Genomic DNA, 23,345 nt, shown 5'->3' on the forward strand with positions numbered 1-23,345 from the left:
ACATTTATTCTTAGCCAAAATACTTTCTACATTTTAATAACTCTCTCAATAAGATTTTCTTATATAAAAATCCCTACAAACGCTGTAGGGATTTATGTCTAAATCATTTTGCTACACTCTATTTCATATGAAAATAGTTTCCTTATTCAGATGCATTCATAAGCACAATTCTCCAACCATCTGGATCCTCTATTGTGGTTCCTTTCTCTATCCAATACGGGTTTTCTGGTTCCACCTCATGATAGTCCATATTACTTAATCGATTCACTATCTTTTCAATTTCATCTTTATTAGGCATATAAAAAACTAGTAAATTATCTTTTGTCGGTGCCGGACATGGACTTCCATTAACATGTGTAGTAAACTCCAAATGATACTCTTCATCTGGTAATCCAAACATAACCCCGTCATATCCTTCGTGATTGTGAAATTCCCCTATACGTTTTAGTCCTAATCCTGTTTCATAAAAACTGATCACTTCTTCAAATTTATCTGTTGGTCTTGCAATTCTAAATTGAACCCAATTCTTCATGCAATTCTCCTCCTTTTCATTTTTCAAAGCTTTATAGTAATTAGTATAGGTTACATATATTCCCTTTAACATCCCTCATTAGTGTGAGCTTCCTAAGTTGAAAGACCTATTAGTTAATAAACAATAGGACTTTAGTATAAATTGCTATTTTGCATTGTTTCTAATGTTATCCATGACTGCCCAATTGGATTAACATATGGCCTTTCCTCATTACAAATTTTACAGTGAGAAGGTGCTTCTTCATTTTCGGGATACTGTACTCCACATGTAGTGCAAATATAATTATTCATATTCCCGCTCCTTTTTTCATATAATTGTTTCTTTACCAATATTTTAATAAAAATCAAAAATATTCGAATCAATATTTGGAACGAAAACGAAGTGATATGAAAGTATGATTTGGTGATTGAAAGTTTAAATAATAAAGGTTAAATTCATTCTATTTTTCAAAACTGCAATTGATATAAAATCTTGCATACTTTTGGGTAAACTTTTTTACAAGTGTAAAAAAGTTTCTTTGCATTTCCCTACCTATAATTGCTAATATAGTAGAGTAGAACTTTTATAGAGAGAAGGAAAATTATGCACAATGGAATTCGAATGACAACTTTAGTAAAAAGGGCTATGTTAGTTTGTGCGGGAGTATTATTCACATACGAAGCGGCTTTTGGATCAGTACATACTGCTTTAGCTAGTACAGAGGATGAAGCAAAATCTGTTCAACTTGTAAGTGAGATTCAAACATCTCTTGCTCCGAAAGAAGCTCCAAAACATTATAACGGGCAAGTTAGAAAAGTCGCTTATTTAACATTTGATGACGGTCCTGGAAAATACACAGCTGAGCTTTTAGATATGTTAAAGAAAGAAAATGCAAAAGCAACATTTTTCCTAATTGGTTCAAACGTAAAAGCTTTCCCTGATCTTGTAAAACGCGAAGATGCTGAAGGCCACTACGTTGGGATGCACAGTATGACTCATAACTACAAAAAACTTTACACTGAAGGTCATTACGTAGATGAAATGAAGGAAGACCAAGGCTTAATCGCTGGTGTTTTAGGTAAATCACCAGTATTAACTCGTCCAGCTTACGGCTCTATGCCAGGATTAAACGAAGGTCTTCGCAACAAAGTTGTAGACAATGGCTTAAAAGTTTGGGATTGGACAATTGATTCTTTAGACTGGAAATATAACAAAATGCAAGTTGATGCTGCATCAGCTAAAATTGTAGAAAACGTTCTAGCTCATTCTACAAATCCAACAGAAGTTATCCTTATGCATGATATTCATCCACAATCAGTAAAAGCAGTACCTGGAATTATTAAAGGACTGAAAGAAAAAGGATATGAATTAGAAGCATATAATGAGAACGAACACTTCCCATTAAACTTCTGGCATGATAATCGTATGTAATGAAAAGACTTGATCCCCTCTAGTAGGTTATCAAGTCTTTTTTATCGTTTTTAGAATTTCCTTATAGAGAAAACCTATACACGCTTGCACCATATCAATATTATACGTCCCTTCCCTTTTATCAAATAAATTTAACTTTGAAATATCACATGCTATCTTTAACCTAGTTTAAATAAGTAGATGTTATATAATCGTATTTATAGTGCAAACTGAAGAAGCTTGGAATCAATTTAAGAAAGAAACGCGATAAGTAAAAAACTACAAAAGCGACTTATTCAAAATAAAAACATACATATCAGAATACAGTCAAAAAAGGATTGAATATACAATTTCAATCCTTTTTTATATTATCAACACTTTAGCACATATTACTCTTAAGGAGTGATATGTATATGGATTTTCTTTCACCTGAATATTTGTCTGCCTTGCTTGCCATTATTGTAATCGATTTAGTGTTAGCCGGAGATAACGCCATCGTAATTGGATTAGCAGCAAGAAGATTACCGAAAGACCAACAAAAGAAAGTTATCATTTGGGGAACTATTGGAGCAATTGCCATTAGAGCCCTCGCTACCTTAGTTGTCGTTTGGTTATTAAAAATACCTGGATTACTCCTAATTGGTGGTGTACTTCTTATTTGGATCGCTTACAAGCTGATCGCTGAGGGCAAAAATCATGATATTAAAGCCGAAGAAGGATTTTGGTCTGCTATTAAAACCATTATTATTGCTGATGCGTTAATGGGCATTGATAATGTACTCGCTGTTGCAGGAGCTGCCCATGGTAACTTTTCTTTAGTAATCATCGGATTATTAGTGTCTATTCCAGTAGTCGTATGGGGCAGTACATTAATTTTAAAATGGGTGGATCGTTTTCCTGTCATCATTACGATCGGAGCAGCCGTTTTAGCTTATACTGCCGCGAAAATGATTGTAGATGAGAAATGGTTCGCTGGATTTTTCGAAAGTAACCCTTTCGTTAAATGGGCATTTATCATTATTATCATCGTCGGTGTAGTTTTCTTCGGAAAGGCAAAACAAAAAGCAACAGCTGGTTCTGTCTCATAATGATGGTATATTTACAAATAAAAGGCGCTATTCATATGAATAGCGCCTTTTATTATTTATTTAGCTTCCCCTTCCGGAGTCGTTTTTACCTTCGTTTTGTTTTTATCACGGTTGTTATAGTTATACTTCGAACGATCTACTGGAGTGAATCCTTCCGGTGTGTAGAATCGTAATAAGTCACCATTTACGACTTGGTCAGAGTATTTTAGTGAGTTTTGAACCATTTGTTCATTTTTCTTTATTTCATCTGTAAATTCTACAGGTTTTCCAGTAGTTGTATCATAGTATTTGCCGTTTAGTGCAGTAACTGTTGGGCTTACGTAGTTACCGTTACGGAACGCAACGACTTGCTTATGATCTGGTGATAATAAATCAGAACCGAATTGAACATAATTCTTTGTATCTGTACCTAGTAAGTGTAATAGCGTTGGAAGAACGTCAATTTCACCACCGTATTGATGTTGTACGCCACCTTTCACTCCTGGTACACGAACGATTAATGGTACACGTTGTAACTGTGCATTTTCAAATGAGTTCATTTCTTTACCCATTACTTTTGACATTGCTGCATTATGATTATCTGAAATACCGTAATGGTCTCCGTACATAACAATAATTGAGTTATCATATAAACCAGATTGTTTCAAGTAATCGATGAAGCCTTTTACAGATTCATCTAAATAGCGTGCTGTTTGGAAGTACGTATCTACTGATGAATCACCTGTTGTTGCTGGTTCAATCGTTGCTTCTGCCTTATCGATTGGATAAGGGAAATGGTTCGATAACGTAATAAACTTTGTATAGAACGGTTGTTTCAACGTTTGTAATAACGGAATAGATTCATTAAAGAACGGTTTATCTTTTAATCCGTAGTTTACTACGTCTTTTTCATTCATATCGTAGTATGACGCATCAAAGAATTTATTAAAACCAAATGATTTATAAATATCGTCACGGTTCCAGAATGTTTTGTAGTTACCGTGGAATACTGCTGATGTGTATCCTTGTTGTCCTAAAATAGCTGGTGCTGATTGATACGTATTATGAGATTTCGTTGTAAAGACAGAACCTTGCGGTAAGCCAAACATTGAATTCTCTAACATAAACTCCGCATCAGATGTTTTCCCTTGTCCTGTTTGATGGAAGAAGTTATCAAAGTATAGTGTATTCGCATCTTTTGTAAATGAGTTTAAGAACGGTGTAACTTCTTGACCATTTAATTTGTAATCAATTAAGAAGTTTTGGAATGACTCTAAATGAATGTAAATTACGTTCATTCCCTTTCCTTTACCGAAATACTCAGGATTTGGACTTGCATAAGTTGATGTTAAATAATTTCGTACTTCTGTCATATTATCGCCATCCGCTAATGCTCGTTCTGTCGATGCTTTCGCACTTTGAATTCCATCATAAATTGTGTAGTTGTATGCACCTAAATATTTCACAATATAATTACGGTCAAACGTTCTTGTTAATAATTCAGGACGGTCAGACTCTGCAAGACCTAAGTTAACACTGAATAATAAAATACCTACTACAAATACTAGAGATAATTTATGCTTCGCAACACGAATTGGTTTTGGATTTGCAAATTTTGTTGCGACTAACACAATTAATATAATCGTGTCTAAGAAGTATAATGGATCATAAAGATGTAGCAACGCAAGAATACTACCACCTAAATCTCCAAAGTTATTTGTTTGTGTTAATGTCGGGAACGTAATAAAGTCACTGAAAAAGCGATAGTATACTACGTTTGCGTATAAAAGAATCGACAATAACAAATTAATGATAATTAACCAAATATAAGATCGTTTCCCTTTTGCAAATAATGCAAGTCCTAAAAATAGAACTGCTGAACTAAGCGGGTTAAAAAACAGCAAGAATTTTTGGATTGTGTTTGAAATTCCTAAATTGAATTCCGTTACATAAGCTGCATATGTTTTGAGCCACAATAAAATAACGGCAAACAGAAAGAATCCAAAATGATTGCTTAACACACTTTTGCTCTTTAATAAGAACTGTTTCATTTCTCCACCTCTTTTGATCATCCAAGGCTTATTTTTTTATAAGTCTGTCTCTCTATTCAAATTTTCTTCTTCAAATAGATTATCTTTATTTAACTATATGAAGAATATTAGTAATTATAATTTGAAGCTAGTATTTATTCAACTATTTCTTTCTAGACATTTTGACCTTGGTTTCTATTTAACAAAATAAATTTGTAACATTTCCTGTTTTCTCCCAAGATTCATCCACTAATTATGACACCCCATACTATATACCTTTATAAACTCATTCGCAAACTATTCTATCTCCAAATTTGGTACATATTTCACATGACAAAATAATACGATTTGATTATATTACTCCACTTACATTTCCCTTCTTCAACTAACTCTTTAAATCTTAAAGTCATTACATCCCTTCCATACATGAAAGAATTCTCCTGTTCATTAATATTATATTTGAATAATTATTCATTTGATCGACCAGCGATGTTACGTTTTCTCGACAAAAAACTCGCTCTAAAAAGAGCGAGTTTTTTCATTATATATTATTGACCTTTGTACATTGCATCTACTTGTTTTTGAAGTTCCTCATTTTCTAAGAACTCATCATAAGTAGCCTCTTTATCAATTACACCGTTTGGTGTTACTTCGATAATGCGGTTTGCAATTGTTTGCACGAACTGATGGTCATGAGATGTGAATAAGATTGTACCTTTGAATGCAATTAAACCGTTGTTTAATGCTGTGATTGACTCAAGGTCTAAGTGGTTCGTTGGATCGTCAAGTGTGATTACGTTCGCACCACTTAACATCATTTTAGATAACATACAACGAACTTTTTCGCCTCCAGATAATACAGAAACGTTCTTCTTAACTTCTTCACCTGAGAATAACATCCGGCCTAAGAAACCACGTAAGAAGCTTTCAGACTCATCTTGTGGAGAGAATTGACGTAACCATTCAACTAAGTTGTAATCACTGTTCTCAAAGTACTTAGAGTTATCTCTTGGGAAGTAAGATTGAGAGGTTGTAACACCCCATTTGAATGAACCGCTATCCGGCTCCATTTCACCCATAAGAATTTTAAATAATGTTGTCATCGCAATATCGTTACGGCCGATAAATGCAACTTTATCACCTTTATTTAAAGTGAAGTACACATTATCTAACACTTTTTCACCATCAATTGTTTTAGAAAGACCTTCAACAGTTAATAAGTCATTTCCTACTTCACGCTCAGGTGTGAAGCCAACGAATGGGTAACGACGTGATGACGGTCTAATATCATCTAATGTAATTTTGTCTAATAATTTTTTACGAGAAGTTGCTTGTTTCGCTTTAGAAGCGTTTGAACTAAAGCGTGCAATGAAGTTTTGTAACTCTTTTACTTTCTCTTCTTTTTTCTTATTAGCATCTTGTGTTAATTTTAAAGCTAATTGGCTTGACTCATACCAGAAGTCATAGTTACCAACATAAAGTTGAATTTTACCGAAATCAAGGTCAGCCATGTGCGTACATACTTTATTTAAGAAGTGACGGTCATGGGATACTACGATAACTGTGTTTTCAAAGTTCATTAAGAAATTTTCTAACCATTGAATCGCTTTTAAGTCCAAGTGGTTGGTAGGCTCATCTAATAATAGAATATCAGGTTGACCGAATAAAGCTTGAGCAAGTAATACTTTTACTTTCTCTGCCCCAGTTAATTCTGACAATTTCTTATCATGAAGATCTTCACCAATACCTAAACCTTTAAGAAGAATTGCAGCTTCTGACTCAGCTTCCCAACCGTTAAGCTCAGCGAACTCACCTTCAAGTTCAGCAGCGCGCATTCCATCTTCATCACTAAAGTCTTCTTTCATGTAAATAGCATTTTTCTCTTGCATTACTTTGTAAAGTTGCGTGTGACCCATAATTACTGTTTCTAATACTGGGAACTCTTCATATTCGAAGTGGTTCTGTTTTAATACTGCTAGACGCTCACCTGGCGTAATATGTATGTCACCTGTTGATGGTTCAATTTCTCCAGATAAAATCTTTAGAAATGTAGATTTACCAGCACCGTTTGCTCCGATCAAACCGTAGCAGTTACCTGGCGTGAATTTTATGTTAACATCTTCAAATAATTTGCGATCCGCGAAACGCAAACTAACGTTACTTACTGTAATCATTTGTGTCCTCCTACTAATACCGCTTATTTCAGCGTTTTCTCACCGATTGTCTTAAAAAATCGCATATTACGACTCAATTATTGTAGACTATAGCTATTATATAGTAGAAGCTGGATGAATAGCAACGGTTGATTACCTTTCTACAATGAAATCGGATAGTTTTTGTCCATTCCCCTAGCTATTGTATGTATATCATCGACCTCTTTCTCATATAACCTTTCACTGCTCATTCTGTAATATATCGGATTCATTTTCATCTGAAATATTATATACCGAAAAAACTGTAGAGAAATCATTCCCTACAGTCTCTTCTTATTTCGTATTTATTATTTTCTCTTTGTAACTCTTCATTTTACTCGTTAACCCTATTAACGCCGGTAATAATATCGGCATCACAATTAAAGCTAATAGAAGAAGTGCAACGCCAACTACTGATGCAACTTGTATAAGTGTTAATACACCTGATGGAATTAATGCTGCAAATGTCCCGCCTAAAATTAGCGCCGCTGATAATACAACTCCTCCTATATGACGAGATGCAGTTACAATTTTCGTTACCGAATCCCCTTCTATCTCGTTATAGCGCATCATTACGAAAATACTATAATCCACTCCTAAAGCGACAATCATAATGAAGCTAAAGAATGGAACATTCCAGCTTAATGAATCTACATGTAATACATGTGCACTAATTTGTTCGCTTATACCGAGTGATGCGAAGTACGCTAATAGTAATGAGCCAATAATAAATATTGTGTTTAGTAATGAGCGTGTAATTACGATTAATACAATCGCAATTCCAATTAACATAATTGTAGCTGTACGTAAGAAATCTTGCCCTGTTACTTCTTTTAAATCAACGTTTCTAGCTGTTGTTCCGCCAATTGCTGTTTTCGCATCATGTAATTCCGTTCCCTTTACAGTGCCATCGATTGTTTTATTGATTTCTTGAATAATTGGCATCGCTTCTTTTGAATACGGATTTACATCTAAAATGATAGTCATTTTAGCAATTTTTCTATCCTGTGACATGTACGTGTTCAATGCTTTTTGGAAATCCTCTCCCTCTAGCACTTCTTTTGGAATATAAAACTTCTCAGAGCTCTTCGATTCATTGAGCTCCCCTAAATATTTTTGTGCGTCATGCAGGCCATTACTTACTTTTCCAAGCCCTTCTGTACTTTTAGATAAACCGGATTGTAATTGCCCCATCTTTTCTTGCAGGTCTTTAAGGCCCGTTAAAAGTTGACCTTGCCCATCGTTTATTTTCGTTAATCCAGATTGTAACTCAACTGATTTATTTGCAATTTGTTTTGAACCTGAAGAACCTTCATTTAATCCATTTTTAAGATCGGCTGCTCCCTTTTGTAACTTATTAACTCCATTGCTCATTTCTTTTAAGCCGTTATCCACTTTCAGTAACGATTGATTCGCTTCTTTAAATGAACTCATCGCCGTTTTGTGCTGTGTTGCTAATTGATTTAATTCATTTGAAAGTACGCTTAATTTCTTTTGAGCCTCTTTAGCAATTCCTATCGTTTGTTGTATGTTTGGATCATTCGCTAATTCTGGTTTCGTTTGAACGAAATTGGTCATTAACATTTCAATTTGTTCATATCCCTTTTTCGCACCATCAATCGCTTGAAAAATACTTCCGAAGAATTGATCGTAAGAGTTTAAACCTTTTTCTAACTGTGCATAACCAGCATGCAGCTGCGACGTTGCATTAGATAGAACATTTATATTTTCGTTTACTGAAGCTAAACCACTCTCAATTTGCTGTGCTCCTTGTGCACCGTCGTTTATGCCATTTGATAATTGATGTAAAGCTGTTCCTAATGCTGATACCCCGTTTTTCGCCTCGTTCGTTCCATCAATTAATTTTTGAACATTCGCAAGACTATTTGAATCATTACTTCCCATTTTATTTTTCGCATCTGTTAATCCATCATTAATTTCCTTTATGCCACCATCGGCATCTCCTAATCCTGTATTCAATTCTCCCGCTTGCTTATTTAAATATAATTCTTTTATCTTCTCACCAGTTGGACGTGTTGGTGCATATACTTCTGACACACCTTTAACTTTCGAAATTTTATCAGTTAATTCGTCTAAAATTTGTAGAGAAGTTCCTTCATCCAGCTTTTTATCAGATTGAATGACTAATGTACTCGGTGAAGAGAAACCAGGCGGAAAATGATCCTCTATTACGTTAATACCCATCTTGGATTCATACTTATTATCCACTTCAAATAAATCATTGTAATTAAGTGTATTAGAGTATTTTAATACGAAAGGAATCGATATTACGAATACGATGATTAAAGCGACAAATGGCCTTGCTACTGAGTTTTTCGCAAAGAATCCCCATAAGCGACTATCCTCATGACCTTTAAATGTTTTAACTGGATAAAACATTCCTTTTCCTAAAAGCACCATGAAAAATGGATTTAAAGTCGTTAATACGAGTAATAATACTAAAACACCAATTGCTACCGCTGAAGTCGATTGATATAATTTAAAACTTGCTAAAGCAAGTGATGCAAAACCAATTAGCACCGCTATTCCGCTATATAATACAGTTTTACCTGCTGATTTGAATGTTTCTTTCGTAGCTAAAAATGCATTTTCTTGTTTACTTAATTCTTCTTTAAACCTCGTATATAATAAAATGTTATAATCTGTTCCTACCCCAAACAGGACGACGACTACGAACACTTGTGTAAAGTTTGAGAATGGAAAATTAAATTGATCTACAAGCTGGGCAATAATCCCCATTGAAACTAAATACGATATACCAACTGTAAGAAGAGAAACAATTGGAACAACTGGTGAACGGAATACGAGGATTAATACTACAAGAATGAAAATGATTGAAATAACTTCTGTCTTTTTCACTCCCTCTTGAGAGGATTTAAGAAAATCACCCGCTATTAAGTCACTTCCTGTTAAATACGTTTTTACCCCTTTCGTTTGCACTTTTTCATGAAGATTATTTGAAACTTTTGATATTTCACCATGTTTTTTATCTATCGATATTTGCGTTAAAATAGTCGTATTATCTTTAGAAACTAATTGTTTCTCCAAGTCTTTATTGTCTAAATGTGAAACAACTTCCTTAATTCCTAATTGCTCTTTTTCATTTTGCAGGGCGTTGATTGTTTTTGTTATTTCCTTTTTTTGTTCATCTGTTAAAGCTGCCCTATTGCCACTATTAAAAACGGCTATAATTTCATACTTTTCAACCCCTTCTTTATCCATCTCTTTCATCATCTTGTCAGCAATACTGCTTTGCTTTGTATTAGGGATTGTAATTTTCCCTTTTTCTTTCACTAATTGATCCATATTAGGCATCGTTACGACCATTGTAATAGTAATAACTATCCATAATAGAAAAGATAAACTTCTCCAACTTTTTAACTTGCTCATTTGAATCATCTCCCGTTTTGAAAGTTTCACGTTAGTAACGGAATGAACGTTCATTCCTATTGTTCTATTACATTATTTTGTAAATTCTATTAAACTAGTCTTTCCGGAATGAATGTTCATTCCCTTAGTTACACAAACATCCTTTCCTACTCTCATTTTTTAAATCTATTTAGGAATGAATATTCATTCCTTTCCTTATAAAGCTATAGAATCAAATGATTCTAATAGCGTTCCAAGAGCTTTCTTCTAATTCTTTTACTAACTCTTTCGAGTATTCTAATTGCCCTGTTGCAATTACTTTCGTTAATTTTTCTAGCGGTTGATATACAATAATAATTAAAGCAACTGGAGGCAATGGACGAAGAAAACCTTTTGCGATTCCATCTTCAATAATATTCATAAAGAAGCCTATAAAATCATCAAATATTTTCTTACTCTGTTCATCAAGAAAATAACTATCACAGTGAGAATTTGTAAATAAAAAAGCATCTACATTGTTTCTCGCAAATTCAAATAAACGGTTGTACGTATGACTAAACTGTTCACGAATATTTGCTTCAACAGGAAAATCCGTTTTTATTATTTCAGAAAGCTCTAACATACTTTTTGAAAATAATGAGTTAACAAGTGCCTCTTTATTTTCAAAATAGCGATAAATAGTACCCGCACCGACTTTTGCCTTTTCAGCGATCATTGGAATTGTCGTACCATCGTAACCACGCTCTGCAAAAAGTTGCATCGCAGCATCAAAAATATCCTCTTGTTTGTTTTTAGCCATTTTTTCCACCTCTATTTCCAGGAATGAAAATTCATTCCGTTTTTAATTATAAATTACATGGATTAAAAGTCAAGTGCGTGACAAAGTATAGTTACGTTTTAGTGAAAAAATTATATCAACGATTATTAGAATATATCAGCGCAAGTCTAATTATATCAGCGATTTTCAGAATATATCGGCGCATCTCCAATTATATCAGCGATTTTCAGGATATATCGACTTACCGACAACCAAAGAGAAAGCTGTCCCAAAAATTGTTTTTGGGCAGCCCAATTTTCTATTGAAAACTTAAAAGAAATCATAAATAAATGCTTCTCGTACCGGAACTATTTTCTCAAACGCTTGTATTTCCTCTTCACTTCCGCTAATTAATTCTAATTCATTCAGTTGTAACGGACGTTTATAGCCGAACATTATTGTAGATAACTCGTTTATATCCAGTTTGATGCCTTTATCTATTGTTTTTTCTTTTATTATTGTTATTTCATGATTTGCAAGTCTCACTGTTATGTTATTCCACGGAGCAAATGCGTCTGTAATGTTTAGGATCACTTCTTGCTGTACATTGCTCCAATTCAACTCATATTGTTTTAAGAACTGCTCTACATCTACAATTCTTCCCATAAAATATGGTTTTATTTCTGTCTTCACGCGCGGCTCTTGCAATGAATATAATAACGGTTCGCTTTCACTTACTGTCATTTCAATTTCTTTAATCATAGAATCATGCTGACAAATAAAGTTCCACAGACCATTTCGTGCTTCATTATGCAGTGGTACAAATTCTTCTACTGTCATTTTATAGTTTTCTATTTTGTATAACATGTAACCTGCTGCCTTTTTATTTTCATCATAGTAAATCGCTAATGTTAAATCATCATAAACCGCTTGTAACCACCAGTTCTTCTCTCGAACTAACATACATGAAAAACGTTCTGCAAATGCTTCATAGAGCTTCTCGACTTCTTCTGGATGATTTTCTTTATTAAAACGTTTCACAGTACCATTTACTTGTTTTTTCATCACTAAATCGCTCTTACTTATATGACATTTGAGTAGATTCGCACAAAGTTCCCAGCCGTATTTACGATAAAATGAAACAGCAAATGGATGTAACATAGAGACTGTATAGCCATCTTTTTTCATTGTTTGAAGTGAATGTTGAAGTAGCTCTTTTACATACCCACTTCTTCTGTACTCTGGATACGTCGCTACTCCTGCAACGCCACCCATTTTAAATTTTTCTTTACCTATGTAAATATGAAACGGAATGAGGTGTAGTTTTGCAGCTAAGTCTTCCCCTTCCATAATGACGTATATTTCATGACTTTCCTTCATCTTTGTAAGTTGCTGCTGTAATCGTTCCTCATCTACTTTATATTGAAAAGCGTATTCTGATAAACGTAATGCTTCTCTAAACTTATCTTCTTTTAATTGTATGACATTCATATAATTCTCCTCCATTCCCTGTTTGAATTGTATCATAATTCTTACTATTATAGTTCGGTAAGTGAAACTACAAGGACGTTTTAACAAAAAAAGCAGATACATCACGTATCTGCTTTCCATCCTTTTTATTTAGCTAATTTTTGAAGTTCGTCAAAGAATGTAGGATATGATACACCTACTGCTTCTGCATCTTCAATAATTGTTTTTCCTTCTGCCAGGCAACCAGCAATTGCAAGCATCATTCCGATACGGTGATCACCATAACTATTTACTGTATTGCCTTTTAGAGCTGATTTTCCGTAAATGATCATACCGTCATCAGTTGCTTCTATGCGAGCTCCTAGTTTCGTTAATTCAGCAACGACTGTATCAATACGGTTTGTTTCTTTTACTTTCAATTCATGTGCATCTTTAATTACTGTAATTCCTTCTGCTTGCGTTGCCGCTAATGCGATTACAGGAATCTCATCGATTAATCTAGGGATAATATCTCCGCCAATTTCAATTCCTTTTAATGAAGATGTTTCGATTGTAATATTTGCAGCTGGTTCCGATGCCCCTTCGTTAATTAGATCTACAGTGAACGTAGCACCCATTTTTTCTAAAACATCAATAATACCTGTACGGGTTGGATTCATCCCTACATTTTGTAATACTAGTTTACTATTTGGGATGATTGCACCTGCTACTAAGAAAAATGCTGCTGATGATACGTCACCTGGCACTTGAATGTCTGTTGCTGTTAATTTTTGTCCACCTGACAGCTTCACTGTTTTCCCTTCGCGAGTTACTTTAACACCAAATGCTTCAAGCATTCTTTCCGTATGGTCGCGTGAAATATGTGGTTCTGTAACAGCTGTTACACCTTCTGCACGAAGACCTGCAAGTAAAATAGCCGACTTTACTTGTGCACTTGCAACAGGAGAAATATATTCAATTGCTTTTAAATCTCCGCCACGTATTGTTAACGGTGTAAATGTTCCTTCTTCTCGGCCGTCTATGTTTGCGCCCATTTGTTTTAATGGGTTTGTTACACGCTTCATCGGTCTTTTTGCGATAGATTCATCACCTTGTACGCAAGAGAAAAATGGTGTGTTAGCTAATATACCTGACATTAATCGGATTGTTGTACCAGAATTACCAACATCTAATACAGCTTTCGGTTCTTGTAAACCTTCTAATCCTTTACCAACTACAGTAACCTCATCACCGTTTTGCGTAATTTCTACTCCCATTTCTTTAAAACATGAAATCGTACTTAAACAGTCTGCACCGGGCAAGAAACCTTTAATTGTTGTTTTCCCTTCTGCAATAGAACCGAACATAACAGCACGGTGTGAAATGGATTTATCACCTGGGATTGTAATATTACCATTCAATCCGTTATTAACGGGTTGTATTGTTCTTTCTTTCACGTTTTTCACCTTCTCATTTAAATTGTTTCATAAGTTTGGTATTCTTCTTCTCCAAGCGCTAGCTTTGCTTTCATACGATCTTCTTCCCTTTGGAAGCTAATACGTAATACCCCAAGCAGTCCTTCACGCGCTTCTAATATTTGCAAGTTCGTAATACTAATTTCCTCGCGCGCTAAAATACTCGTAATATGAGCCAATGCCCCCACCTTATCTAATACATCGACGTATAAGTCGTGATAGGCAGGAATTGCCCCTCTCTTTCTTACTGGTAAAGAATCACGGTATTCTTTCGCATCTGCAAAATAGTTTTGAATCTCGCCTGCATCTCCGGTAGAAACTGTTTTATATAAATCTTCCATTTCAGAGATCCACTCTTTTAATAATACCATTAAATGCTCTCGATTTTGCTTTACAATATCACTCCACATTTTTGGACTACTAGATGCGATACGTGTAATGTCTTTGAAACCTCCAGCAGCTAGTTGATGAATGAGCGGATTATCTCCTGCATGTTTCTCAACTTGCTTTACTAAACCTGCTGCGATAAGGTGCGGAAAATGACTAACGATCCCTGTTACATAATCATGTTCTTCCGTATTTAAAACAAGAAAATGTGACCCTGTTCCTTTTAACCATACTTTAAGGTCTTCCACTTGTTTATTTGGCACGTGATTCATCGGTGTTAAAATGTAAAATGCATTTTCAAACAAATGTGCCTTTGCACTTTCAACTCCCGTTTTATGAGAACCCGCCATCGGATGTCCACCAATGAAAGAAACATCCTTTGAAAATAAAGCTTCCGCTTCGTTCATAATAGACCCTTTTGTACTACCAACATCAGTCACTATAACATCTTCTCGTAAACGGAATGACGCAAGTTTGTGTAATAGCTTCTTCGTTTCTTCAACTGGAGAAGCAAAAACAATTAAATGTGCCTCTTCACATGCACGCTGTAAATCAACTCCTATTTCATCTACTACGTGTAATTCTTTTGCACGCTCTACTTGCTCTTTAAATATATCGTACCCTGTTATCGTTACATCGTGCTCTTTCTTAATTGCTAATGCGAGAGAGCCTCCTATTAAACCTGTTCCAATTAATACTACCTTTTTACGCATTTGCCTCATCTCGAGACTTATTTTTTTTATTTTCAAAGTGTTGTTTTAACACTGAAATCACTCCTTCATTTTGCTCCCTTGTTCCAACTGTAATACGGACACCCTTTGGGAATGGACGAATAATAAATCCTGCATGTGCACAAGCTTCATAAATCTCTCCAGCATTATCTACCGGTAAGAAGATGAAATTAGTTTGTGACGAATAAAATGGTATACCGTTTTCCTTACAGAAACTCTCGTATTGCTGTAATCCTTCTGTATTCATGTGAACTATTTCTTTAATAAACTCGTCATCACCAAAAGCAATCGTCGCTGCTTTTTGCGCTAATGAAGATACGTTAAATGGTAAACGTACGACATTTAATTTCTCAATTAGCTCTTCCTGTCCGATCGCATATCCAACGCGGAAAGAAGCTAATCCGTATGCTTTAGAAAACGTTCTAAGTACAAGAATGTTTTTATGTTTTTCTAAAAGCGGTAATGTCTCAGGGAAATCTTTTGCTGTTACGTATTCATAGTACGCTTCATCAATGACAATTAACGTATTTTCACTAATGCCTTCAATAAATTGAGTTAATTTTTGCTCATTCACATATGCGCCCGTCGGGTTGTTTGGATTACAAATCCATACGATTTTCGTATTATTATTTACCGCTGACGAAATTTCGTCTAAATCGTATACACCTTTATTTAAAGGAATTTCTTTCACTTCACACCCTTCAATAATCGCATGATGGCGGTACTGCGGGAATGTTGCACCTGCTGTTACAATGTTATCTCCCGCTCGTAATACGGCGCGGCTTATTATTTGAATGATTTCATCTAAACCACTACCACAAAGTACTTGTTCCATTTGCACATGCAACTTATCTGCGATTGTTTGACGGAGCGTTGTAGCACCTCCGTCAGGATATAAAGCATGTTCCAACCAAGAGTTTTGCAACTCTTCTAAAACTCTCGGTGAACAACCAAATGGATTTTCATTCGATGCTAATTTCACAAACGAATGATCTCCGTACACTTCTTTCATTTGTTCTGGTGATTTACCTGGTTTATATGGTTGTAATGATGATAGTTGATCTTTTACTTGCACGTTAAACCCACCTTTTTATTAAAATTCTTTTGCATAGTTATTGTGTTGCATAATGTTTTGTTTTAATAATTCCATACGATCTTTTCCGAATTGTTCGACTAGTGCATCTGCAAGTTCCCATGCCACAACAGATTCAGCTACTACACCCGCTGCTGGTACTGCGCAACTATCAGATCTTTCAATACTCGCTTGGAATGCTTCTTTCGTATCAATATCAACGCTTGCTAACGGTTTGTATAAAGTAGGAATTGGCTTCATCACGCCTCTTACGATAATTGGCATACCTGTTGTCATACCGCCTTCTAAACCGCCGGCATTATTCGTTTTTCTCGTGTATCCTTTTTTTTCATCCCACAGAATTTCATCATGCACTTTGCTTCCTGGTTGTCGTGCCGCTTCAAAACCTACGCCGATTTCAGCACCTTTAAATGCATTTATACTCATAATTGCACCAGCAAGTTTTGCATCTAATTTACGATCGTAATGAACGTAACTACCAACGCCAATCGGCATACCTTCTGCAATGACTTCCACAATACCACCGATTGAATCTCCACTACTTTTTGCGTTGTCAATCGCATTCATCATTTCTTGCTCTACTTCTTTATCTAAACATCGAACTGGTGAGTTTTCAGTAATTGTTTGAATTTCTTCAATTGATAAGTTTGAAATATGTTTTGCTTTTACTCCACCAATTTCAAGAACATGTCCTGCAATTCCCACGCCTAATTCGCTTAAAATTTGTTTTGCAACTGCACCAGCAGCTACACGAACTGTCGTTTCTCTTGCAGATGACCGCTCTAATACGTTTCTTATATCACGATGACCATATTTAATTGCTCCATTTAAATCTGCATGTCCGGGACGTGGTTTTGTAATTGTACGTTTCATGTCTTTACTTTCTTTTTCCGAAATTGGCTCTGCACCCATTACTTTCGTCCAATGTTTGAAATCATCATTTTTTACAATTAACGTAATCGGTGATCCAAGTGTCATCCCGTGACGAACACCACTTACAATTTCAACTGTATCTGTTTCAATTTGCATACGTCTTCCGCGTCCATGACCTTTTTGTCTTCTTAATAATTCTTTATTAATATGTTCCGCCGTAAGTGTCAAACCTGCTGGTACACCTTCTAAAATAACTGTTAACTGCGGTCCATGTGATTCTCCAGCTGTAATGTATCTCATTTCTCTTGCCCCTTTACTATTTTTTTGTACAAAAAAGTCCCTACTGAGCGCTCAGTAGGGACGATGTTTATCGCGGTACCACCCTAGTTGTAGACTTCTTTCGTCTACCTCTCTTCTTCTTTAACGATCGTTCGACCGTCTTACCCTCCAAAAGTTGTCGGGAAAGATGCTCCAAGGCTGTAATTCATGCTTACCTTTGTACTGATTCACACCGACCATCAGCTCTCTTTAACAGTGAGATAAGCACTACTGTTTCCTCTTCAATGCATATATGATATGGAATTAAGATAATTTATTTTTGAAACCTTTTAACTCATCCATGAATCTATGGAATTCTGGAATGTCCATTTGTTGTGCAGAATCTGATAATGCAACTGCTGGATCTGGATGAACTTCAGCCATTACTGCATCTGCGCCAATTGCAAGTGCCGCTTTCGCTGTTGGTAATAATAAATCTCTGCGTCCAGTTGAATGTGTTACATCAACGATAACTGGTAAATGTGTTTCTTTCTTTAAAATTGGTACTGCAGAAATGTCTAATGTGTTACGTGTTGCTCTTTCGTATGTGCGGATACCGCGCTCACAAAGAATAATTTGATCGTTACCTTGCGCAATGATGTATTCCGCTGCGTTAATGAACTCATCAATTGTTGCTGCTAATCCACGTTTTAATAATACTGGTTTGTTAACTTTACCTACAGCTCGTAATAAATCGAAGTTTTGCATGTTACGTGCACCAACTTGAATTACATCAACGTAGTCTAATGCCATTTCAACATCGTTCGGATTTAAAATTTCACTAATAATTGCTAAGTCAAACTCGTCTGCTACTTGACGTAAAATTTGAAGTCCTTCTACTCCTAAACCTTGGAAATCATATGGAGAAGTTCTCGGTTTGAATGCACCACCGCGCATTAATTTTAAGCCTTGGTCTTTCATCGCTTGCCCTACTTGACGAACTTGTTCTAAACTTTCTACTGCACAAGGTCCCATGATGAACGTTTGTGTTCCGTTTCCAATCAATTCACCTTTTACATCAACAATTGTATTTTCTTGTTTCTTTTTACGTGATACTAGTAACGCTTTACGGTTATCATCTTCTTGTAACTCTAAGCTTGCTTTGAAAATCGTTTTGAAAATATGTTGAACTGTTGATGTTTCGAATGGTCCTTCGTTATGCTCTGCAATCATATCAAGTACTTCACGCTCACGTACTGGATCAAAGCGTTTCGTGCCTTGTACTTGCTTTTGCTCTCCAATTTTTTGAACAATTTCACCACGTTTGTTTAAAAGGTGTAATAGTTGTAAGTTAATTTCATCTACCTGTTTACGTAATTGATCTAATTCATGATTTGCCATTTGGAAATCCTCCTCTAATGTTTTAAAAGTATAGTAAGAGAATAAAAAATTCTCTATTTTCTGAACTGACTAATTATACAAATTTATAGTGGAATCGATACCTCTTCTTATTTTAAACTAATAATTCGTACAAAGACATAAACTACTAGTTAAAAACCCACTTTTTTGTACAAAAAAGCCCTACTGATTCAATCAGTAGGGACGATATTTATCGCGGTACCACCCTAGTTGTAGACTTCTTTCGTCTACCTCTCTTCATTGTTAACGATCATCTGACCGTCTTTCCCTTCATAAAGACAATACTATCTTTACTACGAAAAAGATGCTCCAGGACTGTAATTCGCTCTTGTTTATGTACTGGTTTGCACCAACCACCAGCTCTCTGTTACAGGGAAACAACAACTACTGCTTTTCCTTTCAATGCATGACTATTTAATTTTCAAGTTGAACCACTAAAATACAAAAAGTCCCTACTGAATAAATCAGTAGGGACGATATTTATCGCGGTACCACCCTAGTTGTAGACTAACTTTCCGTCTACCTCTCTTCACTGTTAACGATCAATTGACCGCTTTTTCCTCATAAAGACAAACTATCTTTATTACGAAAAAGATGCTCCAAGACTGTAATTCATGATTATCCCTGTACTGGTTCACACCAACCACCAGCTCTCTGTTACAGTAAGACTAACCACTACTGTGATCTCTTCATTGCACTTTGTTTATTCAAATGTTTTTGAAATTGAATAAGTATGATTCGTATTATAGAACGCTTTTCAAAACACTGTCAACAACTTTTTATATATTTTTTTAAATTCCACTTTCGTCCTATAATTCTTTTTGTAAATCACCCATTACAATTCCTATGCGAATTATTTCATTTTCTAGTAAATGTAAAACATATTCCTCTACTTCATACTGAACTAATAATTCTTTTATTTGTATGATTTCTTTTTCTAATAAAACGGCTTCGTGACATGTTTGTAGTAAAATAAAAAACACATTTGCAAACATTTCTTTATGCGCTTTCATACTTTCTTTTTTATGAAGCATTTCAATCAATAACCGCTTCATTTCCTCACCTGTACATTTACCATGTACACTTGAAAATGCACGAGACATAATACATAATCCTTTTTCTAATATTTCATCCATGTATAAAATAATACGTAAAAGCATCACATATTCTCTCGCAGTTATCTCACCCATTTTTGGTCGTTCTCGCAAAAATACACTGAGCCAAGCTGTCCAAAACTTTTGTTGTTCTTTTACACTTAATGTTTTGACGTAATAGCATAAAAACTGCATAAACTTAATTTTATTTTCTTCATTTTCTAGTATGAGTAACGGGTATAACCAATTTGTTTTTTGCTCCCAATATAGTACACATTTAATAAATACAAAGCTAAGCCACTTCAAGAAAGCTTCTCTCGTATGCGGATGTAATACTTCCAAATGTTCTATCGCATACTTAATAAATCGCTTCATTTCTGTAAATAAAGGTAAATTTATTTGCGTGTAACATAAGCCGGCCCATGCATATTCCGTAATCTCATTTTGTTTTTTTAAATCTAAGTATGGTAACAAATATTTTCGGCACCATTGTTTTTCAATATGATATAGAAATGTAATATCTGCTATTAAACGAGCAAACATAAAGTTTGTTCGTTCCGAATTAACTCTTACTTGTTCTTCAAATAAAAATAAATATTCATATACATTACGATCGTATAAATGATCATATGATAACAACTTTAATAATACAGCCGTCATTTTTCCAACTGGATGCTGAATTGATTCATTATAAAAATCTTGTTTCCCAAGCTTAAAGTCTGTATCACTCTTCATAACTTGAGGGAACACTGAAAAAGCAAATCGTTTTACAACACGTATACTATTCTCTTCTAACTCTTCTAGTCGATTACTAATTTCATATAGAAAACTACTAATTAACCAATGAAAAGCAGTATTTCTAACAAATTTCTGCAATAGCGGAATAATTTTTTGGATTTGCTCATTCGTCAATCCTCGATTATTTCGCCATTCTCTAATACAAACAAACCATACTTCATTACTTATTTCTTGCACTCCTACTAATTGGTATGCAAATGAAATACTCCACTCTGTGTTTAATTTACATGCTTTTGATAACATCTCTAAAAAATGGCGTTGTTCAAAAACACCATCTTGCGAAAATTGCTGAACTTGCTTCATAATTTCAACATCTTTCAGCTGCAATAATCCGTCAGCAGTTACATTACAAGTAATGCTTTCTGCTGTATCTTCTTTCTTTTGTACACTGTATCGTTCAGAATGAAAATGAGGATGCTTTTGCTTCATTAACTCATACCCATTTGCCGTAGATGGGCTATTCGAATCACACTTGAATAATAAGTCTAATACGAGACATGCATCAAATACCCTCTCTTCTGTAAGATGCTTTATTACAGTTCGAGTGACTTCTTCTTTTGTTTTTTCTAAACAATGTGCATAATGCCTTTTTAAAAGTTGAAAAACTTCGTGTTTATAAGTGAAATCTAAAAGAAGTCCTTCATGTAACAACCATTTCATTTTGTCATCTACACGAACAAAAATATTTTTATTCATCGCATCAATTGCAATTCGCTTTTGAAGTACACTATTTGCTTCTATCATTTCTGTAATATAATAATCCGCTTTTTTTTCATTGTTTTCGCATAAATAAGTTAGACACTCTTTTACAATTCGTATTAAAAATGCAAGATCATTTTGATGAAACTCTTTCTCTACATTTTCCTTATTTCTTTTTTTCAGTGCCGTTTGTCTTAACGACAACATTCTCAATTTTTCTAATCCAATCATCATAATTGGAACAGCATAATAAGCGATATATGGCCTCATCTTTTCGTTCCAAATTTGCTCCACATGAGAAAATGTAGATACTGGTAAGCGACTCGATTCCTCGAGTTCTATTGATTCTTGCGTATCATTCCCCCATTTTCTTACACGTTTCAACTTCAGTTTTCCGTCTAAAATAAAAGTTAGTAACAATAAGGCAATTTCTTTATGCTCAGGAAAAGAACATTTTTGCAGTAACTTAGAAATCTTTTCTATAGAGCTACTATCTTTTTCAGCTGTTTCTAATAAAAGGAGTGTCCACCTTGCAAACAACAGCGGGTCCATCTTACTCTTCGTTTCGTTTAAGTAGTTACAAATTGTTCTCCATAATAACGGTGATATTTTAGAATAGTTTTTATAAATTAATTGAAATAATTCTTTCTGATGACTAAAAAGAAATTGTTCCACTAACCATTCTGCAAGTAATTCATCTACTTCATTATAGTTTGGCGTAAGCATAAACAAATTTTGTAATTTACCTTCTGCTTCTAACCATTCGACCCATTCATAATCATGAGCAAATTCCACAAAGTAACGTACTGTTTCAATTTTTTTAATCGATTGCTTTATGTATGATAATTGTTCCTGTTCTACTGACGGGGGAACCGTTACAATATCCCGAATACGCATTCTTTTCGTAATATAATTATCACCCATTAATTCAGCCCAGCGTTTTACTGCTTTTACGAGGGATTGATGATTATTCACCTTATTCGGATACACAATTGGTCTTATCCCTAAATGTTCCCAGTGGTACGTATTTTCTCCTTGTGCGACAAAAGCAAATCGTCTTGTACTTGGTGGTAAACCAGTTGCTAAATATTTCATTACTGGGTCATTATGACTATATCCAATGAATAAAACGGTGTAATTTGAGAATAGATCAACTAAAAATCTTCTCGCCCACCCTTCCGTTAAGTAAGCCCTTCCAAAATCACCATCTGTTAAAATTAAAGCCTCTTTCTCCTGTTCTACATTACCATGTATATAAGCAAGACCTTTAAAAGCTCTCCCAGTCGGTAAAGCTGGAGCGTAATAAACATTGATATCTCTATTTATTTCTCTAATTGCTGTTGTAAAATGTTGATCAAAATTTGTTGTTACAATGCGGATATCTGTATCTAAAGGAAATAGCCTTGGAATTGCATAATGCAATGGATTCGGTTTTGATTTCTCTATATGAACAAGATCTCTTGCGACTTGATGTACATCTTTTGTTTTCGCAATTTTACCAAGATAATAATCATGTGGTTCTGTTATTTCACGTTTTTCGACATATAACGTTTTTGCAATTTCATCAACTAAATCATCAAAATTCGGTAAGTTTGATTTCCCTTTCATAGAAACTCCCGCTCCAACAAATAATACTAACTTTCCTTGCTCAAGGTGATCAATTAACTCATCTGGAATTTCTACTTCTGAAGTAATCCACATCCTGGATTCCC

Annotated in this window: 14 protein-coding genes and 3 other annotated features; of the genes, 2 read left to right on the forward strand and 12 right to left on the reverse strand. The window is 34.8% G+C overall.

What is annotated here, in order from left to right; all coding sequences use genetic code 11:
* Positions 1-142 precede the first annotated feature (142 nt).
* A complete protein-coding gene (locus ACQGSG_RS14375; RefSeq protein WP_098605043.1) occupies positions 143-532 on the reverse strand; it encodes a VOC family protein in 390 nt (129 codons plus the stop codon).
* Between the two features lie 582 nt (positions 533-1,114).
* Between ACQGSG_RS14375 and ACQGSG_RS14380 the strand changes: the two genes are divergently transcribed.
* Together ACQGSG_RS14380 and ACQGSG_RS14385 are read left to right on the forward strand one after the other, a co-directional pair.
* Entirely contained in the window at positions 1,115-1,942 is an 828-nt protein-coding gene (locus tag ACQGSG_RS14380; RefSeq protein ID WP_000551444.1) for a peptidoglycan-N-acetylglucosamine deacetylase, read from the forward strand.
* 392 nt (positions 1,943-2,334) lie between these two features.
* On the forward strand, positions 2,335-3,009 hold the full coding sequence (locus tag ACQGSG_RS14385; protein WP_048567567.1) for a TerC family protein: 675 nt from the start codon (positions 2,335-2,337) through the stop codon (positions 3,007-3,009).
* Positions 3,010-3,065: 56 nt separating this feature from the next.
* On the opposite strand, the gene ACQGSG_RS14390 is transcribed toward ACQGSG_RS14385, so the two are convergent.
* The 11 genes from ACQGSG_RS14390 to ACQGSG_RS14440 form a co-directional block, all read right to left on the reverse strand.
* Positions 3,066-5,039, reverse strand: a complete 1,974-nt coding sequence (locus ACQGSG_RS14390; protein WP_000808774.1) for an LTA synthase family protein — start codon at positions 5,037-5,039, stop codon at positions 3,066-3,068.
* A gap of 527 nt (positions 5,040-5,566) precedes the next feature.
* Positions 5,567-7,192 (reverse strand): ABC-F family ATP-binding cassette domain-containing protein, encoded by a 1,626-nt coding sequence (locus ACQGSG_RS14395; protein ID WP_000633864.1) that lies wholly within the window; start codon positions 7,190-7,192, stop codon positions 5,567-5,569.
* A gap of 312 nt (positions 7,193-7,504) precedes the next feature.
* Positions 7,505-10,621 carry an MMPL family transporter gene (locus tag ACQGSG_RS14400; RefSeq protein WP_142340672.1) on the reverse strand — a complete coding sequence of 1,039 codons (3,117 nt, stop codon included), beginning with the start codon at positions 10,619-10,621 and terminating at the stop codon, positions 7,505-7,507.
* 211 nt (positions 10,622-10,832) lie between these two features.
* The gene (locus ACQGSG_RS14405; protein ID WP_001107299.1) at positions 10,833-11,399 is read right to left on the reverse strand and encodes a TetR/AcrR family transcriptional regulator; all 567 of its coding nucleotides are present in this window, start codon (positions 11,397-11,399) and stop codon (positions 10,833-10,835) included.
* A gap of 288 nt (positions 11,400-11,687) precedes the next feature.
* Positions 11,688-12,848 (reverse strand): GNAT family N-acetyltransferase, encoded by a 1,161-nt coding sequence (locus tag ACQGSG_RS14410; RefSeq protein WP_118414618.1) that lies wholly within the window; start codon positions 12,846-12,848, stop codon positions 11,688-11,690.
* 125 nt (positions 12,849-12,973) lie between these two features.
* The gene (gene aroA, locus ACQGSG_RS14415; protein WP_000664630.1) at positions 12,974-14,263 is read right to left on the reverse strand and encodes a 3-phosphoshikimate 1-carboxyvinyltransferase; all 1,290 of its coding nucleotides are present in this window, start codon (positions 14,261-14,263) and stop codon (positions 12,974-12,976) included.
* A 17-nt stretch (positions 14,264-14,280) separates the two neighbouring features.
* Positions 14,281-15,381 carry a prephenate dehydrogenase gene (tyrA, locus tag ACQGSG_RS14420; protein WP_001228131.1) on the reverse strand — a complete coding sequence of 367 codons (1,101 nt, stop codon included), beginning with the start codon at positions 15,379-15,381 and terminating at the stop codon, positions 14,281-14,283.
* The gene (hisC, locus tag ACQGSG_RS14425; protein WP_426947545.1) at positions 15,374-16,474 is read right to left on the reverse strand and encodes a histidinol-phosphate transaminase; all 1,101 of its coding nucleotides are present in this window, start codon (positions 16,472-16,474) and stop codon (positions 15,374-15,376) included. Before hisC ends, tyrA begins: the two co-directional genes overlap by 8 nt.
* Positions 16,475-16,492: 18 nt before the next feature.
* Entirely contained in the window at positions 16,493-17,665 is a 1,173-nt protein-coding gene (aroC, locus tag ACQGSG_RS14430) for a chorismate synthase (RefSeq protein WP_001269429.1), read from the reverse strand.
* A gap of 53 nt (positions 17,666-17,718) precedes the next feature.
* Positions 17,719-17,938 (reverse strand) — a binding site (T-box leader).
* Between the two features lie 9 nt (positions 17,939-17,947).
* On the reverse strand, positions 17,948-19,024 hold the full coding sequence (locus tag ACQGSG_RS14435; RefSeq protein WP_001273575.1) for a bifunctional 3-deoxy-7-phosphoheptulonate synthase/chorismate mutase: 1,077 nt from the start codon (positions 19,022-19,024) through the stop codon (positions 17,948-17,950).
* 194 nt (positions 19,025-19,218) lie between these two features.
* Positions 19,219-19,454: a binding site (T-box leader), on the reverse strand.
* Positions 19,455-19,508: 54 nt separating this feature from the next.
* Positions 19,509-19,744 (reverse strand) — a binding site (T-box leader).
* A 107-nt stretch (positions 19,745-19,851) separates the two neighbouring features.
* Positions 19,852-23,334 carry a DUF4020 domain-containing protein gene (locus ACQGSG_RS14440; protein WP_426947546.1) on the reverse strand — a complete coding sequence of 1,161 codons (3,483 nt, stop codon included), beginning with the start codon at positions 23,332-23,334 and terminating at the stop codon, positions 19,852-19,854.
* Positions 23,335-23,345 lie beyond the last annotated feature (11 nt).

Source organism: Bacillus sp. GMa5/1 (assembly GCF_050172015.1).
Taxonomy (GTDB): Bacteria; Bacillota; Bacilli; order Bacillales; family Bacillaceae_G; genus Bacillus_A; species Bacillus_A cereus.

Excerpts from the sequence above, each read along its gene's own strand:
- ACQGSG_RS14405 (WP_001107299.1), bottom strand. The coding sequence starts at position 11,399 with ATGGCTAAAAACAAACAAGAGGATATTTTTGATGCTGCGATGCAACTT.
- ACQGSG_RS14400 (WP_142340672.1), bottom strand. The coding sequence starts at position 10,621 with ATGAGCAAGTTAAAAAGTTGGAGAAGTTTATCTTTTCTATTATGGATA.
- aroC (WP_001269429.1), bottom strand. The coding sequence starts at position 17,665 with ATGAGATACATTACAGCTGGAGAATCACATGGACCGCAGTTAACAGTT.
- ACQGSG_RS14410 (WP_118414618.1), bottom strand. The coding sequence starts at position 12,848 with ATGAATGTCATACAATTAAAAGAAGATAAGTTTAGAGAAGCATTACGT.
- ACQGSG_RS14395 (WP_000633864.1), bottom strand. The coding sequence starts at position 7,192 with ATGATTACAGTAAGTAACGTTAGTTTGCGTTTCGCGGATCGCAAATTA.
- ACQGSG_RS14385 (WP_048567567.1), top strand. The coding sequence starts at position 2,335 with ATGGATTTTCTTTCACCTGAATATTTGTCTGCCTTGCTTGCCATTATT.
- ACQGSG_RS14380 (WP_000551444.1), top strand. The coding sequence starts at position 1,115 with ATGCACAATGGAATTCGAATGACAACTTTAGTAAAAAGGGCTATGTTA.
- ACQGSG_RS14390 (WP_000808774.1), bottom strand. The coding sequence starts at position 5,039 with ATGAAACAGTTCTTATTAAAGAGCAAAAGTGTGTTAAGCAATCATTTT.
- tyrA (WP_001228131.1), bottom strand. The coding sequence starts at position 15,381 with ATGCGTAAAAAGGTAGTATTAATTGGAACAGGTTTAATAGGAGGCTCT.
- ACQGSG_RS14440 (WP_426947546.1), bottom strand. The coding sequence starts at position 23,334 with ATGTGGATTACTTCAGAAGTAGAAATTCCAGATGAGTTAATTGATCAC.
- ACQGSG_RS14375 (WP_098605043.1), bottom strand. The coding sequence starts at position 532 with ATGAAGAATTGGGTTCAATTTAGAATTGCAAGACCAACAGATAAATTT.
- ACQGSG_RS14435 (WP_001273575.1), bottom strand. The coding sequence starts at position 19,024 with ATGGCAAATCATGAATTAGATCAATTACGTAAACAGGTAGATGAAATT.